Raw genomic sequence first — 14,043 nt, forward strand, 5'->3', positions numbered from 1 at the left:
GGCCCCTCGACCTGCGCGGTCCGGGAAGTTGACGCGCGTACGAGCGACCCCGCTGATCAGCGGCCTTTACGACACCCTTAACCTACGGCCTCGTAACCTACGGCAACGTAGCCTACGATGCCGTAGGTTCACCGCACACCGCTCATACGTTTGTCCCCCTGGAGAGTCCATGACGATCACCACTCCCCACCTCGGCAGCCCGGCCGGCGCCTGGACCGACGCTCAGCTGCTGTACGCCCTGGAGGAAGTGGTCGAGAAGGAGCTCAACCGGCATCTGAAGGTCGCCAAGGACTGGATGCCGCACGAGTACGTGCCGTGGAGCGACGGGCGCAACTTCCCCGGTCTCTTCGAGGACGGCGAGGCCTGGGGCAAGGAGCAGTCCAAGGTCACCGAGATCGGCCGCATCGCGCTCGTCGTCAACCTTCTGACCGAGGACAACCTGCCCAGCTACCACCACGAGATCGCCTCCCTCTTCGGCCGTGACGGCGCCTGGGGCACCTGGGTGCACCGCTGGACGGCGGAGGAGGGCCGGCACGGCATCGTGATGCGCGACTACCTGCTCACCTCGCGCGCGGTGGACCCGGACAAGCTGGAAGAGTTCCGGATGTCCCACATGAGCGAGGGCTTCGAGTCGGACAACCGGCACTCGATGCTGCACTCGGTCGCCTACGTGGCCTTCCAGGAGCTCGCGACCCGCGTCTCGCACCGCAACACCGGCCACCAGTCCGGGGACCCGGTCTGCGACCGCATGCTGGCGCGCATCGCCACCGACGAGAACCTGCACATGGTCTTCTACCGGAACCTGCTGAAGGCGGCCTTCGAGCTGGCGCCCGACCTGACGATGATGGCGGTGCGCGACGTCATCGTGAACTTCCGGATGCCCGGCCACGGCATGCCCGGCTTCGAGCGCGCCGCCGCGCAGATGGCGATCGGCGAGATCTACAACATGCGCATCCACCACGACGACGTGCTCCAGCCCGTGCTGCGCTTCCTGAAGATCATGGAGATCGACGGCCTGGGCCCGGAGGGCCGCAAGGCGCAGGAGGAGCTCGGTCTGTTCATGGGCGGTCTGGACTCCGAGGCGTCGAAGTTCGACGAGAAGCTGGCCGCCCGCAAGGCCCGCATGGCGGCCCGGGCCGGCGCCTGACACCGCCCCGCACACCGCCACGAGGCCCCGGCCGCCACGAGCGGCCGGGGCCTCGTGCGTGCCGCCAGCGGACCCAAGTGGGACCGGGAGGCCCCGCCCCGGTGGCGGCTACCGCGACACCCGCCGCAGTTCCAGCCGCTCCTTCTCGGAGAGGCCGCCCCAGACACCGAAGCGCTCGTCGTTGTCCAGCGCGTACGCGAGGCAGGCCGCACGGATCGGGCACATACCGCAGATCCGCTTCGCCTCCCGCACCGAACTGCCCGGTTCGGGGAAGAAGAAGTCCGCCCCCGTCTGCGCGCACAACGCCTCTTGCTGCCATTCGAGTTCGGGCGAGGTGATCGTGTCGATGTGCATGACCGGAAGCGTCGCTGGCGGCGAAAAACGTTCGATCAACGCGGGATCAACACCGCGTTCCCGGGCCCCCGGCCCTCCGATGGTGGCCCGCCGGACCGGCCGGCGCACGGCGGCGCGCGGAAACACCGCACAGCCCGCCCCGCCCTCCCCGGCGGTGTTCCGGCGGCGGATGTCATCCGGCGGTGAAAGACTCGGCAGTGCGGACGACGGGCCCCTGTGCGAGGAGGGCGACGATGCTCACCACCCGTTATGTCACCGGCGCTCCGAACTGGATCGACCTCGGCACCCCCGACATCGACGGCGCCGCCGCCTTCTACGGCGGGCTGTTCGACTGGCGGTTCCAGCCGGGCGGCCCGGAGGTCGGAGGGTACGGCCTGTTCCAGCTCGGCGGCAGGACGGCCGCCGGGGGCATGCAGACCACCGCCGAGCAGGGCCCGCCGTCCTGGACGGTGTACTTCCAGGCGCCGGACGCGGACGCCACGGCGCGGGCGGCCGAGCAGGCGCGCGGCTCGGTGGCGGTGCAGCCGATGGACGTCCAGGACCTGGGCCGGATGGCGATCCTCACCGACCAGGCGGGAGTGCCCTTCGGCCTGTGGCAGCCGGGCCGCAACAAGGGCCTGGAGGTGGTCCAGGACCCCGGCTCGCTGTGCTGGGTCGAGCTGTACACGGCGGACGTCCCGGCCGCGGCCGCCTTCTACCACTCCGTACTCGGTCTGGAGACCTTCGGCGCCGACTTCGCCGGCGGCACGTACACCACGTTCAGCCCGGCCGGACAGGGCGAGGACGCCATGTTCGGCGGAGTCGTCCCGCTGGCCGACGACCCGTCCGAGGAGGAGGCGTACTGGCTGCCGTACTTCGAGGTCGCCGACACGGACGCCATCGTCGCGAGGACCCGGGAACTGGGCGGCACGGTCCGCCTCGCGGCCACGGACCTCCCGTCCGTCGGCCGCCTCGCGAAACTCGCCGACCCGTACGGCGCCCGCTTCGCCGTGATCCGCAGCGCCCCGCCGCAGACCTGAGACCGGCTACGCCGATCCGCGCCGCACCAGCGTCGTCGGCAGCACCACGCTGGACGGCGGCGCCCCGACGCCCTCTTGGGGGGCGGTTCGGTCGAGGCCGCGCAGCAGCAGGCGGGCCATCAGGCGGCCCATCTCCTCGATGTCCTGACGGACCGTCGTCAGCGGCGGGTCGGTCTGTTCGGCGACGGGCCGCATGTCGTCGAACCCGATCACGGCCACGTCGCCGGGAACCCGGCGGCCGGACTCGCGCAGGACACGCAGTGCCCCGGAGGCCATGAGGTCGTTTGCGGCGAACACCGCGTCCACGTCCGGGCAGCGGTCGAGGAGCTCGCGCATCGCCCGCTCGCCCCCGGCCGGGGTGAAGTCGGCCTCGGCGATCAGCCGCGGGTCGGCGTCCACCATGACGTCCCGGTAGCCGTCGAGGCGGTCCGCGGCGGAGGTCTGGTCGAGGGCGCCGGTGATGTGCGCGATCCGGTTGCGGCCGAGGCCGGCCAGGTGCCGGACGGCGTCGCGGGCACCGCCGCGGTTGTCGCTGTCGACGTAGACCACCTCGCGCCGGTCGCCGCTCCAGCCGGGCCGCCCGCCGAAGACGGTCGGGATGCCGGCCCGCTGGATCAGCTCCGGCAGCGGGTCGTCGAGGTGCAGGGAGAAGACGAGGGCGCCGTCGACATGTCCGCCGGCGAGGTACCTGCCGACCCGGGCGTGGTCGTCCCGGCCCTCCGTGAGGAGCAGGACGAGCTGGTTGTCGTGGGCGGTGAGCTCCTTGCTGATGCCGCGCAGCTGGAGCGCGAAGAACGGGTCGGCGAAGACCCGGGTCTCCGGTTCGGCGACGACGACCGCGACCGCGTCGTGCCGCCGGGTCACCAGGGAGCGGGCGGCCTGGTTGGGTACGTATCCGAGCTCGTCCACGGCCTTGCGGACCCGCTCCACCAGGATGTCCCGCACCCCGTCGCCGCCGTTGACCACGCGGGACACGGTGGCCCGCGAGACACCGGCCCGGGCGGCCACGGCCTCCAGGGTGGGACGCGGCGCTGTGTCGGTCACTTCGGGGCTCCTCACCTGCGGCTGCGGATCAGGATAGCCCTGGGGCAGCGGCGCGGTGAGAGCGCTCTCGCGTAGCGCGGTGAGCGGTCGCCCGTCAGTGCTCGTGGCCGCCGCCCGGCGGTTGCTCCCCGTGCTCGTGCGGCTCGTACCCCGGAATGGTCCCGTCCGGCTTCTTCACCAGGAACAGCCCCACCATCCCCATGTCGGAGTGGCTCTGCACGTGGCAGTGGTACATCCAGGCACCGGCGCCCACCCCCTCCCCCGCGATCACCTGGAAGCCGAACGAGTCGGCCGGGCCGGTGATCTTGTTGTCGATGACCTGGCTGGGGTCGTCGGGGCCGGTCAGCATGCCGGTGCGGTTGTCCGCCCAGCGGTGCCCGTGCATGTGGAACGTGTGGTAGAACTCGCCGTGCGTGATCACGATGAACTCGACGCGATCCCCCACCGTGGCCTCGAAGTCCGGCCCGGAGTGCGGCGGTTTGTTGTTGATGCGCATGTCGTTGAAGACGACGGTGTGCGTCCGGTCCGGCAGGACGTCTCCCTTGCGGCGGACGATGACCGGTCCGAACAGCCCCTTCTGCAGCCCCACCGTGCCGTGTTCGGTGCCGACGACGTGGTCGTGGTAGTGCCAGTAGCCCGCGCTGCCCGCCCGCCAGGTGCCGTCCTTGCGCCGGCCGGGGGCGTGGGTGCGCCAGGTGTAGGTCCGGGTGCCGCCCGGCTCCACATGACTGCGGTTCATTTTCGTGCCGTCGCTGGTGATTTCGTAGTCCAGGCCGTGGACGTGCAGACTCACCGCCACGTCCATCGTGTTCTCGAACTCGACGTGCAGTGTGTCGCCCTCGTTGAGCTCGATCAGCGGGCCCGGGACGGACGCCTTGCCCTTCTCCAGGCCGTAGCCCATCTGCCCGTCGGGGAGCTTCTCGGCGTAGAGCTTGATGCGCTTCACCTCGCCCCCGGCGGGCGCCGTCTTCGCCGGTCCGGCGGCGCTCACGGCCTCCGGCGCCACGGACAACGATGTCGCGACGGCCGCGCCGCCCAGCAGGACCCGCCGGTTGAAGCCACGTCTGTCCATGCGGAACTCCCCACCCTGGTAAGGCATTTACGGAGGCGTACCTGTGATGAACCTGTGAGACGGTACCGGCCGCGCTGCCGTTTATCCACACTCAAGACAAAGTTGGTGCCATCCCGGTCATAGGTATTGGCGTGACACGCAAAGGCGTTTAGCTTCCTTGGCGGTGTTGCTGTGACCGAGGAGGTGCCCATGCACTTACGAGGGTTGAGCAAGTCAAGACGCGTCTGGGCGGCGTCCGTCGCCGCCGGGGTCGTGACCGCCGGGCTGCTGTCGGGCCCCGCCGCGAACGCGCGCCCTTATCCCGAACCCCCGCTGACAACGATGTCGATCAAGTCGCCACCAGGCGGCGCGAACGTACGGGTGCTGATCTTCCACGGTTCCGCGGCCGGGGAGGAGTCGCCGGTGGTGAACGCCGGGATCGAGGCCATCGAGGACATCGGCCTGTCGGGCCCGGCGAACCGCCGCTTCAAGGTCCAGGCCACCGGTGACGCCTCGGTGTTCACCGACGAGACGAGGCTCGGCCGGTTCAACGCGATCGTGTTCCTGACCGGCGGGGGCGACGTCCTCGACGCGGAGCAGGAGGCCGGCCTGGAGGCCTACATGGAGGCCGGCGGCGGATTCGTCGGCATCCATGACGCGGCGCGCGCGGAGCCGTACTCGGACTGGTACACCGGACTGGTGGGTGCCCGCCCGGCCGCTTCGAGCCCGACCGCCGTGCAGCGGGCGACCGTCGAGGTCGGCGACCGCACCCACCCCGCCACCAAGGACCTGCCGGTGCAGTGGAAGCGCCCGGACCGGTGGCTGAACTGGGTGAAGAACCCGTCGGGCGACGTGCACACGGTGGCCCGGGTCCGCGAGTCGACGTACCAGCCGGGCTCGGGCTCCAACGGCTGGGACCACCCGGTCAGCTGGTGCCGGGACTACGACGGCGGGCGGTCCTTCTACACGGGCATGGGCGGGACGGTCTCGTCGTACGACGAGACCGACTTCCGTGACCATCTGCGCGGCGCGCTGCTGTGGACGACCCGTCTGGAGCAGGCCGACTGCAAGGCCGCCATCAACGCCAACTACGCGGCGGAGCGGCTGACCAAGCCCAACCAGCCGGGGCAGAACGACCAGATCGGCGAGCCGCACGGGATGGTCACCGCGCCCGACGGCCGGGTCTTCTACATCGGCCGGGGCGGCGCGGACTCCTCGCAGCCCGTGATCACCGACTGGAACAACCCCGGCATCGGCAAGGGCAAGGGCGAGATCCACGTCTACGACCCGAAGACCAGGCAGGTCACCCTGGCCGGGGCGCTCACCGTCTTCGGCAACAAGGGCGGCGGCGACGAGCTGGTCAAGGTCGAGGAGGGACTGCTCGGCATCGAGCTGGACCCGGGGTTCGCGCAGAACGGCTGGGTGTATCTGCACTACACGCCGCACGAGCGGATCAACCGCGAGACGCGGATGGCGGAGCGGTGGGTCTCCCGGTTCACGCTCGACCGGGCCACGAACAAGCTGGACCTGTCCAGCGAGAAGGTGCTGCTGAAGTGGCCGGTGCAGATCCACAGCTGCTGCCACGCGGGCGGCGGGATGGCCTGGGACTCCAAGGGCAATCTGTACATCGCCACCGGTGACAACAACTCCAGCGGCTTCAGCGCCGGTTACTCGGGCAACAACCCGGAGCCGAACTACAAGGGCGTCTCCTTCGCCGACGCCCGCCGCACCGCCGGCAACACCAACAACCTCAACGGCAAGATCCTGCGCATCCACCCGGAGCCGGACGGGACGTACACCCTCCCCGAGGGCAACCTGTTCACCGGGAAGGAGACCGCCGAGGGCGGCGGCAAGACGCGCGGCGAGATCTACGTGATGGGCGTCCGCAACCCGGCGCGCATCTCCGTCGACAAGTCGACCGACGTGCTCTACGCGGGTTGGGTCGGGCCGGACGCGAGCGCGCCCTCGACGACCTGGGGGCCGGCCAAGTACGACACCTTCGCCGCCATCACCGAGGCGGGCAACCGCGGCTGGCCGTACTGCATGGGCAACAAGCAGCCCTACCGGGACCGCAATCTGCCGGACCCGTCCAAGCCGCTCGGCTGGTACGACTGCGACCGCCCGAAGAACGAGTCGCCGAACAACGACGGCCTGGTGAACCTGCCGCCGGTGACAGGCAACAACATCTGGTACGCGCCGTCGGGCGGTGCGCCGGACTACCCGAGGGACGCCAGTGGTGTCCCGTCGTACAAGCCGGCGGAGGCCACGCACCGGCTGCCCTGGCTCAAGGGCGGCGGGCAGGCCGCGATGAACGGGCCGGTCTACCGGTACGGCACGGTCGCGGCGGACAGTGCCGTCAAGTGGCCGGCGTACTGGGACGGCAAGTGGTTCGTCGGTGACTTCTACGACGCCGACCAGCCGCGCCACGCGGTGCTGATGGACCCGAAGACGCAAGGGGACGGCGGTCTGCCGGTGCACGCGGAGTCGCTGAAGAAGATCGTGCCGGTCGGCAACGACGGCATCAGGAACCTCATGGACTGGAAGTTCGGTCCGGACGGCGCCCTGTACGTCCTCGACTACGGGCGCGGCTTCTTCACCTCGGACTCCAAGTCGGCCCTGTGGCGCGTCACCTACAAGGGCGGCGGGCCCACCCCGGCCGCCGGTCAGCTGGCGAGGGGGACCGAATGATCCTGGGACGCAGAGTCTGGGCCGCCCTGCTGGCCGCCCTGCTGATGCTGCTCGGCGTGCAGGCGCTGCCCGCCGCCGGGCAGCCCGGCACAGAGGCCGCCGACCAGGTGCTCACCTGGACGGCCGGCAACGACATCGACAAGTACCTCTCGGCGCCGAAGACAGCGGTCGCCGGCACGGCCACGATCGTGTTCGAGAACAGCGCGGCCACCGGCAACACCACGGGCATGCCGCACACGCTGACGTTCGTGACCAGCGATCCCGAGTTCAACAGCGACGTGCAGCTCAACATCCTGGCCAACCCCAACGACGCCCAGGGCGGCAAGCACACCGCCCAGGTCACGCTCACGCCCGGCCGGTACTTCTACCACTGCACGATCCCCGGCCACGGGCAGATGCAGGGCATCCTCACGGTGACCGAGGGCACCGGTGAGGACACCACCGCGCCCGAGGCGTCGGCGCACGTGAGCGGCACGCAGAACACGCAGGGCCAGTACGTCGGCTCCGCGAGCGTGGCGCTGCACGCCACCGACGAGGGCGGCTCCGGCGTCGACCGGATCGAGTACGCGCTCGGCGACGCGGGTGCCTGGCAGCCGTACACCGCACCGGTCGTCGTCGACCAGGTCGGCAGCCACACGGTCCGCTACCGGGCGTTCGACAAGGCGGGGAACGTGTCCGCCGAGAAGAGCGCCGCGTTCACGGTCGTGGCGCCCCAGTCGGAGGACACCACCGCGCCGGAGACGTCGGCGACGGTGACCGGGGAGCGCAACGCCGACGGGGCGTACATCGACATGGCGACGGTCACCGTCTCCGCCTCCGACACGGGGTCCGGGGTCAACACCGTCGAGTACGCGGTCGGTTCGGGCGCGTGGCAGCCGTACACGGCGCCCGTGATGGTGCACCAGGTGGGCGAGCACACCGTCCGCTACCGCGCCACCGACAAGGCGGGCAACGTGGCGGCGGAGAAGAGCGTGCGGTTCACGGTGGCCGCTGCGCCGCCGCAGGACACCACCCCGCCGGTGACGGGTGTGACCGTGGAAGGCACGAAGAACTCCGCCGGGGCGTACGTCAACAGCGCCCGGGTGACCGTCACCGCGACCGACGCGCACGGTTCGGGCGTCGAGAGGATCGAGTACTCGCTGGACGGCGGGCCCTACCTCGCCTATTCGGCCCCGGTGGTGGTCGACCGGGCGGGTGCGCACACCGTGGCCTACCGGGCGACGGACAAGGCCGGGAACACCGCGGCGGCCCGCACGGTGACCTTCACGGTCGTCTCCGGGCAGGTCCCGGCGCCGGACTGCCCGGAGTACGACGAGCGGCTGACGGTGATCGTCGGCACGGTCGACTCCGGGGTGCGCAACCGGGTGACCGACAACCGGTGCCGGATCGGCGAGCTGATCGAGGACGAGAAGGAGTGGACGTCCCAGGCGCTGTTCCTCAAGCACGTGACGTCCGTTCTCGACGCGCTGCTGAAGGAAGGGGTCATCGACCAGCGGGAGTCCAGGGCGATCCGGAAGGCGGCCCGCGAGTCGGGCATCGGCAAGCCGGGGCAGACCGAGGGCTACCGTGCGCTGTTCGACGGCACGGCGGAGTCGCTCGCCAAGTGGCAGCAGGTGGGCGGCGGTTCGTTCGGGCTGAACCCGGACGGGACGATCACCTCCAGCACCACGACGCCCGGCATGGGCATGCTGTGGTTCCCGCAGCGCAAGTACGGCGACTTCTCGCTGAAGCTCCAGTGGCGTGACGACGCTCCCGGCGCCGGCAACGCCAACTCGGGTGTCTTCGTGCGCTTCCCGTGGGTCCACGACCACCCCGAGGAGTCCCGCCCGGAGTGGGTCGCCATCAAGTACGGGCACGAGGTGCAGGTGCTCGACCGGCCCGACGGCGACATGTACAAGACGGGGTCGGTCTACGGCTTCGACCGGGTCGGTCTGGCCGGCGCGGGCGTGACGCAGAAGGGCACCTGGAACGACTACGAGATCCGCGTGGAGGGCCAGCACTACTCGGTGTTCCGCAACGGTGTGCTGATCAACGAGTTCGACAACACCGGCGGCCAGGAGTTCAGCCCGCCCCGCTCGGACGACCCGGGCACGGACGGGCGGCGGTTCGCCTCCGGCCACATCGGGCTCCAGGTGCACGGCACGACGGATGTGGTCTCGTACCGGGACATCCGGATCAAGGAGCTGTAGGAGGCTCCTTCTCCTTGCGGGCCCTGCTCGGCTGTACCCGTCTGGGCTCCCCCGGCATCTTCGGATACTCGGGCGGGTACGGCAGGTCGCCCAGACCGTGGTCGTGCTCGTCGCGGCGGGCCAGGTCGAGCAGGGCTTCCAGGGAGTAGCGCTTGTCGTCCATGTCCGCGTGCACGTCGCCGAGTTCGGCGAAGCGCGAGGGCATGGTCGCGAGGTCGAAGTCCTGGGGGTGCGCGATGCCGACCTCGTCCCAGCGCAGGGGCGCGGAGACGGGGGCGTGCGGGCGGGGGCGTACGGAGTAGGCGGAGGCGATCGTGCGGTCGCGTGCCGTCTGGTTGTAGTCGATGAAGATGCGTCTGCCGCGCTCCTCCTTCCACCACTTGATGGTCACCTGCTCGGGCATCCGCCGTTCCATCTCCCGGCCGACGGCGATGGCGGCGCGCCGGACCTGGGTGAAGGTCCAGCGCGGTTCGATGGGCACGAAGACGTGCAGGCCCCGGCCGCCCGAGGTCTTGGGGAAGCCGCACAGGCCGCCGAACTCGTCGAGTACTGCCCGGAGTTCGTGGGCGGCGCGGGCGGCGTCGTCGTAGTCGGTGCCGGGCTGCGGGTCGAGGTCGATGCGGAGTTCGTCCGGGTGGTCGACGTCGTCGCGGCGGACCGGCCAGGGGTGGAAGGTGAGGGTGCCGAACTGGGCGGCCCACACCACCGCTCCGGCCTCGGTGGGGCACATCTCGTCGGCGCTGCGGCCGCTGGGGAAGGTGATGTGCGCGGTCGGGATCCATCCGGGCATGTTCTTCGGCGCCCGCTTCTGGAAGAAGTTCTCGCCGTTCACGCCCTCGGGGTAGCGCTCCAGGGTGGTCGGCCGGTCGCGCAGGGCGCGCAGGATGCCGGGGCCGACAGCGATGTAGTAGCGCGCCAGGTCCAGCTTGGTGAAACCGCGCTCGGGAAAGAACATCTTGTCCGGGCTGGACAGCCGTACGGTCCGGCCGTCCACGTCCAGCTCCACCGCGTCACCCATGCCGCCACGGTAGGCGTCGCCCGCATACCTCGCACATCGGGCACGCGGTGGGATACCGGCGCAGAATCGATCCATGGATCTGCCGGTGATGCCCCCTGTCCTGCCGATGCTCGCCAAGTCCGTGGCGGCGATCCCCGCAGGGATGCAGTACGAGGCGAAGTGGGACGGGTTCCGGGCGATCGTGTTCCGCGACGGGGACGAGGTCGAGCTGGGCAGCCGTACCGGAAAGCCTCTGACCAGGTACTTTCCCGAGCTGGTGACGGCTGTGCGGGAGCGGTTGCCCGAGCGGTGCGTGGTGGACGGGGAGATCGTGATCGCGCGGGAGGGGCATCTGGACTTCGACGCGCTGACGGAGCGGATCCACCCGGCGGACTCGCGGGTGCGGACGCTGGCCGAGCGGACCCCGGCTTCGCTCGTCGTGTTCGACCTGCTGGCGCTGGGCGACGAGTCGCTGATGGACGTCCCGCTGGCCGAGCGCCGGGAACGGCTGGCCGGGGCGCTGTCCGGGGTGCGGGCGCCGGTGCACCTGGCGCCGGCGACCACCGACATCGAGGTGGCGCGGCGGTGGTTCGAGGAGTACGAGGGCGCCGGTCTCGACGGTGTCATCGCCAAGCCGCCGGCCGTGCGCTACCGGCCGGACGAGCGTGCCATGTTCAAGATCAAGCACGAGCGGACGGCGGACGTCGTGGTCGCCGGGTACCGCCTGCACAAGAGCGGCCCGGTCGTGGGTTCGCTGCTGCTCGGCCTGTACGACGACCGGGGCACCCTCCAGCACGTGGGCGTGTCCGCGGCTTTCACGATGAAGCGCCGTGCCGAGCTGGTGGAGGAGCTGGAGCCGCTGCGGCTGGACGACGTGGCGGGGCATCCGTGGGCGGCCTGGTCCGAGGAGGCCGCGCACGAGACGGCCCGGCTGCCGGGGGCGCCGAGCCGCTGGTCGGGCCGCAAGGACCTCTCGTGGGTGCCGCTGCGGCCGGACCGGGTGGCCGAGGTGGCGTACGACCACATGGAGAACGGGCAGCGCTTCCGCCACACGGCCCGTTTCCGCCGCTGGCGCCCGGACCGGGCCCCCGAGAGCTGCACGTACGCGCAACTGGAGGAGCCGGTCCGCTACGACCTGGCGGAGATTCTCGGCGGCTAGCCGGGACCGGTCAGGGCTGCATCAGGACCTTGACCGCGCCGTCCTGCTTGCGCTGGAACATCTCGTACGCGTGCGGGGCCTGCGACAGCGAGACCCGGTGGGTGGCGAAGTCGTCCACGCCGAGGGGGTCCTCGTCGGTCAGGTACGGCATGATCTCGTCGCTCCAGCGGCGGACGTTGGCCTGGCCCATCCGCATCTGGATCTGCTTGTCGAACAGGGTGAGCAGCGGCAGCGGGTCCGCCATGCCGCCGTAGACACCGGACAGCGAGATGGTGCCGCCGCGGCGCACCAGGTCGATGGCGGTGTAGAGCGCGGCGAGGCGGTCGACGCTGAAGCGCTCGGCGATCGGGGCGCCGATCTTGCGGGGCAGGATCGCCGCGGCGTTCTGCACCATGCGTGCGGCGGCGCTGCCGTGGGCCTCGGTGCCGACGGCGTCGATCACGGCGTCGGGGCCACGGCCGTCGGTCTGGTCGCGGATCGCCTCGACGAGTTCCTTCTCGTCGTCGAAGGCCCGCAGGTCGAAGGTCTCCACGCCCCGTGCCTTCGCCCGGCGCAGCCGCTCCGGGACCAGGTCGACGCCGAACACCCGCCCTGCGCCCTGTACCTGGGCGACGCGGCAGGCCATGTCGCCGATGGGGCCGAGGCCGAGCACGGCGACGCTGCCGCCCTGCGGGACGCCGGCGTAGGCGACCGCCTGCCAGGCGGTGGGCAGGACGTCGGAGAGGTAGACGAAACGGTCGTCGGGCGGGCCCTCGGGGACCTTGATCGGGCCGAACTGTGCTTGCGGGACGCGCAGGTACTCGGCCTGGGCGCCCGGCACCGCGCCGTACAGGCGGGTGTAGCCGAACAGGGCGGCGCCCATGCCCTCGCCCTGCACCTGGGTGGTCTCGCACTGCGTGGGCAGGCCGGTCAGGCACATCCAGCAGTTGCCGCAGGCGATCTGGAACGGCACCACGACCCGGTCACCCACCTGCAGGTCCGGGACGCCGGCGCCGACCTCCTCGACGATGCCCATGGGTTCATGGCCGAGGATGTCGCCCGGGGTCATGAACGGTGTGAGCACTTCGTACAGGTGGAGGTCGGACCCGCACAGGCCGGTGGAGGTGATGCGGATGACCGCGTCCGTCGGCTCCTGGATCGTCGGATCGGGCACGTTCTCCACCCGCACGTCCCGCTTGCCCTGCCAGGTCACTGCCCTCATGGCCTCGCGCTCCCTCCGTCAGCGTGCGCGTCGGTCGTACGGCGGGGCCCGGGTACCCGGACGCTCCGCGCTGAACCTTGAGCCGATCGACGGACGGCACCGAGGCCCCTTCCCCGGCAGCGACGATCAACTATGGCCATCGATGTTCAGATAAGCGCACAATCAAGGCAGATCGATGACATAAGGCGCGGTGGCGACGGTGGGCATGGGACGAGGGGTGCGCGAACGGCGCGCCGCGAGGACGGTGGCGCTGCTTGTCGCCACGGTGACGGCCGCCTTGGCGGCGGGCTGCACGAGCGGGGCCGGACCGCGCGACGACGGACGGGGCTCACCCCAGGAGTCGAAGCAGGGGACCTCCCCCTCGGCGACCGGCCCCTCCGTCCTCGCCGTCAAGATCGACAACGCCGCCGCGGCCCGTCCGCACACGGGCGTCGACGCCGCGGACGTGGTCTACGCCGAGCAGGTCGAGGGCGGGCTGAGCCGGCTGATGGCGGTGTACGCGACCCGGCTGCCGGAGACGGCCGGGCCGGTGCGCAGCGCCCGCGAGCCGGACCTGGAGCTGCTGCGCCAGTTCGACCGCCCCACGCTCGCCTTCTCCGGCGCGCAGAGGAAGCTCCTGCCGCTGATCGACAAGGCACCGCTGCGGGCGGAGACGCCCGGCAACGCGGCCGACGCCTTCTTCCGCGGCACCGGCAAGCCCGCCCCGCACAACCTCTACCTGCGGCCCGGGCGGATCGTGCCCGAAGCCCCCGGGCAGGCCGCCCTGACCACCGGTTTCCGCTACGGCCCGGCGCCCGAGGGCGGCACGGCGACGGAGACCCGGGCGGTGCGCTACCCGGCGGCCCGTTTCACCTTCACCTGGTCGGACTCCCGCGACCGGTGGCTGGTCGGCATGGACGGCACGCCCGCGACGACGGCCGACGGGGAGCGGATGGCGGCCGCGACGGTGGTCGTGCAGTACGTGAAGGTGCGCGCGTCCGCCTTCCGGGACTTCCTCGGCAACAACACGCCGTACACCGAGACGGTCGGCTCGGGCAAGGCGACGGTGCTGCGGGACGGGCGGGCCTGGGACGTGAACTGGAAGCGGGAGGAGGCTTCGGACGGCACCTCGTTCACCACGGGCGACGGCGCTCCGGTGAACTTCGCGAAGGGCCAGGTGTGGGTGGTGTTCGCCGGGGCACCCTGACCGGACCG

11 protein-coding genes are annotated in these 14,043 nt (G+C 71.0%); 6 read left to right on the top strand and 5 right to left on the bottom strand.

All coding sequences use genetic code 11. The annotated features are described in order from the left end of the window. The first annotated feature begins 169 nt into the window (after positions 1 to 169). On the top strand, positions 170 to 1,147 hold the full coding sequence (locus HNR57_RS01820; protein WP_184554884.1) for an acyl-ACP desaturase: 978 nt from the start codon (positions 170 to 172) through the stop codon (positions 1,145 to 1,147). Between the two features lie 108 nt (positions 1,148 to 1,255). On the opposite strand, the gene HNR57_RS01825 is transcribed toward HNR57_RS01820, so the two are convergent. Next, the gene (locus HNR57_RS01825) at positions 1,256 to 1,501 is read right to left on the bottom strand and encodes a WhiB family transcriptional regulator (RefSeq protein ID WP_180989751.1); all 246 of its coding nucleotides are present in this window, start codon (positions 1,499 to 1,501) and stop codon (positions 1,256 to 1,258) included. Positions 1,502 to 1,734: 233 nt separating this feature from the next. Between HNR57_RS01825 and HNR57_RS01830 the strand changes: the two genes are divergently transcribed. Next, a complete protein-coding gene (locus HNR57_RS01830; RefSeq protein WP_184554887.1) occupies positions 1,735 to 2,520 on the top strand; it encodes a VOC family protein in 786 nt (261 codons plus the stop codon). Positions 2,521 to 2,526: 6 nt separating this feature from the next. Here the strand turns inward: HNR57_RS01830 and HNR57_RS01835 are convergent, their stop codons facing one another. Together HNR57_RS01835 and HNR57_RS01840 are read right to left on the bottom strand one after the other, a co-directional pair. Next, positions 2,527 to 3,564, bottom strand: a complete 1,038-nt coding sequence (locus HNR57_RS01835; protein WP_184554890.1) for a LacI family DNA-binding transcriptional regulator — start codon at positions 3,562 to 3,564, stop codon at positions 2,527 to 2,529. 94 nt (positions 3,565 to 3,658) lie between these two features. After that, on the bottom strand, positions 3,659 to 4,636 hold the full coding sequence (locus tag HNR57_RS01840; protein ID WP_184554894.1) for a multicopper oxidase domain-containing protein: 978 nt from the start codon (positions 4,634 to 4,636) through the stop codon (positions 3,659 to 3,661). Positions 4,637 to 4,825: 189 nt separating this feature from the next. Here HNR57_RS01840 and HNR57_RS01845 point away from each other — a divergent pair, with 189 nt between their 5' ends. Continuing rightward, on the top strand, positions 4,826 to 7,303 hold the full coding sequence (locus tag HNR57_RS01845; RefSeq protein WP_184554897.1) for a ThuA domain-containing protein: 2,478 nt from the start codon (positions 4,826 to 4,828) through the stop codon (positions 7,301 to 7,303). Continuing rightward, the gene (locus HNR57_RS01850) at positions 7,300 to 9,492 is read left to right on the top strand and encodes an OmpL47-type beta-barrel domain-containing protein (RefSeq protein WP_184554900.1); all 2,193 of its coding nucleotides are present in this window, start codon (positions 7,300 to 7,302) and stop codon (positions 9,490 to 9,492) included. Before HNR57_RS01845 ends, HNR57_RS01850 begins: the two co-directional genes overlap by 4 nt. Here HNR57_RS01850 and ligD read toward each other — a convergent pair. After that, on the bottom strand, positions 9,479 to 10,510 hold the full coding sequence (gene ligD / locus HNR57_RS01855; protein WP_184554903.1) for a non-homologous end-joining DNA ligase: 1,032 nt from the start codon (positions 10,508 to 10,510) through the stop codon (positions 9,479 to 9,481). The two genes, HNR57_RS01850 and ligD, sit on opposite strands and share 14 nt — an antisense overlap. Before the next feature lie 73 nt (positions 10,511 to 10,583). Here ligD and HNR57_RS01860 point away from each other — a divergent pair, with 73 nt between their 5' ends. Then, a complete protein-coding gene (locus tag HNR57_RS01860; protein ID WP_184554906.1) occupies positions 10,584 to 11,648 on the top strand; it encodes an ATP-dependent DNA ligase in 1,065 nt (354 codons plus the stop codon). Positions 11,649 to 11,658: 10 nt separating this feature from the next. Here the strand turns inward: HNR57_RS01860 and HNR57_RS01865 are convergent, their stop codons facing one another. Next, positions 11,659 to 12,849: a zinc-dependent alcohol dehydrogenase gene (locus tag HNR57_RS01865; RefSeq protein ID WP_184554909.1), complete on the bottom strand. Its 1,191-nt coding sequence runs from the start codon at positions 12,847 to 12,849 to the stop codon at positions 11,659 to 11,661. Between the two features lie 205 nt (positions 12,850 to 13,054). Here HNR57_RS01865 and HNR57_RS01870 point away from each other — a divergent pair, with 205 nt between their 5' ends. Beyond that, the gene (locus HNR57_RS01870; protein WP_184554912.1) at positions 13,055 to 14,035 is read left to right on the top strand and encodes a DUF3048 domain-containing protein; all 981 of its coding nucleotides are present in this window, start codon (positions 13,055 to 13,057) and stop codon (positions 14,033 to 14,035) included. Positions 14,036 to 14,043 lie beyond the last annotated feature (8 nt).

Source organism: Streptomyces paradoxus (genome assembly GCF_014202475.1).
Taxonomy (GTDB): domain Bacteria; phylum Actinomycetota; class Actinomycetes; order Streptomycetales; family Streptomycetaceae; genus Streptomyces; species Streptomyces paradoxus.

Excerpts from the sequence above, each read along its gene's own strand:
- HNR57_RS01820 (WP_184554884.1), top strand. The coding sequence starts at position 170 with ATGACGATCACCACTCCCCACCTCGGCAGCCCGGCCGGCGCCTGGACC.
- HNR57_RS01825 (WP_180989751.1), bottom strand. The coding sequence starts at position 1,501 with ATGCACATCGACACGATCACCTCGCCCGAACTCGAATGGCAGCAAGAG.
- HNR57_RS01830 (WP_184554887.1), top strand. The coding sequence starts at position 1,735 with ATGCTCACCACCCGTTATGTCACCGGCGCTCCGAACTGGATCGACCTC.
- HNR57_RS01840 (WP_184554894.1), bottom strand. The coding sequence starts at position 4,636 with ATGGACAGACGTGGCTTCAACCGGCGGGTCCTGCTGGGCGGCGCGGCC.
- HNR57_RS01845 (WP_184554897.1), top strand. The coding sequence starts at position 4,826 with ATGCACTTACGAGGGTTGAGCAAGTCAAGACGCGTCTGGGCGGCGTCC.
- HNR57_RS01850 (WP_184554900.1), top strand. The coding sequence starts at position 7,300 with ATGATCCTGGGACGCAGAGTCTGGGCCGCCCTGCTGGCCGCCCTGCTG.
- ligD (WP_184554903.1), bottom strand. The coding sequence starts at position 10,510 with ATGGGTGACGCGGTGGAGCTGGACGTGGACGGCCGGACCGTACGGCTG.
- HNR57_RS01860 (WP_184554906.1), top strand. The coding sequence starts at position 10,584 with ATGGATCTGCCGGTGATGCCCCCTGTCCTGCCGATGCTCGCCAAGTCC.
- HNR57_RS01865 (WP_184554909.1), bottom strand. The coding sequence starts at position 12,849 with ATGAGGGCAGTGACCTGGCAGGGCAAGCGGGACGTGCGGGTGGAGAAC.
- HNR57_RS01870 (WP_184554912.1), top strand. The coding sequence starts at position 13,055 with ATGGGACGAGGGGTGCGCGAACGGCGCGCCGCGAGGACGGTGGCGCTG.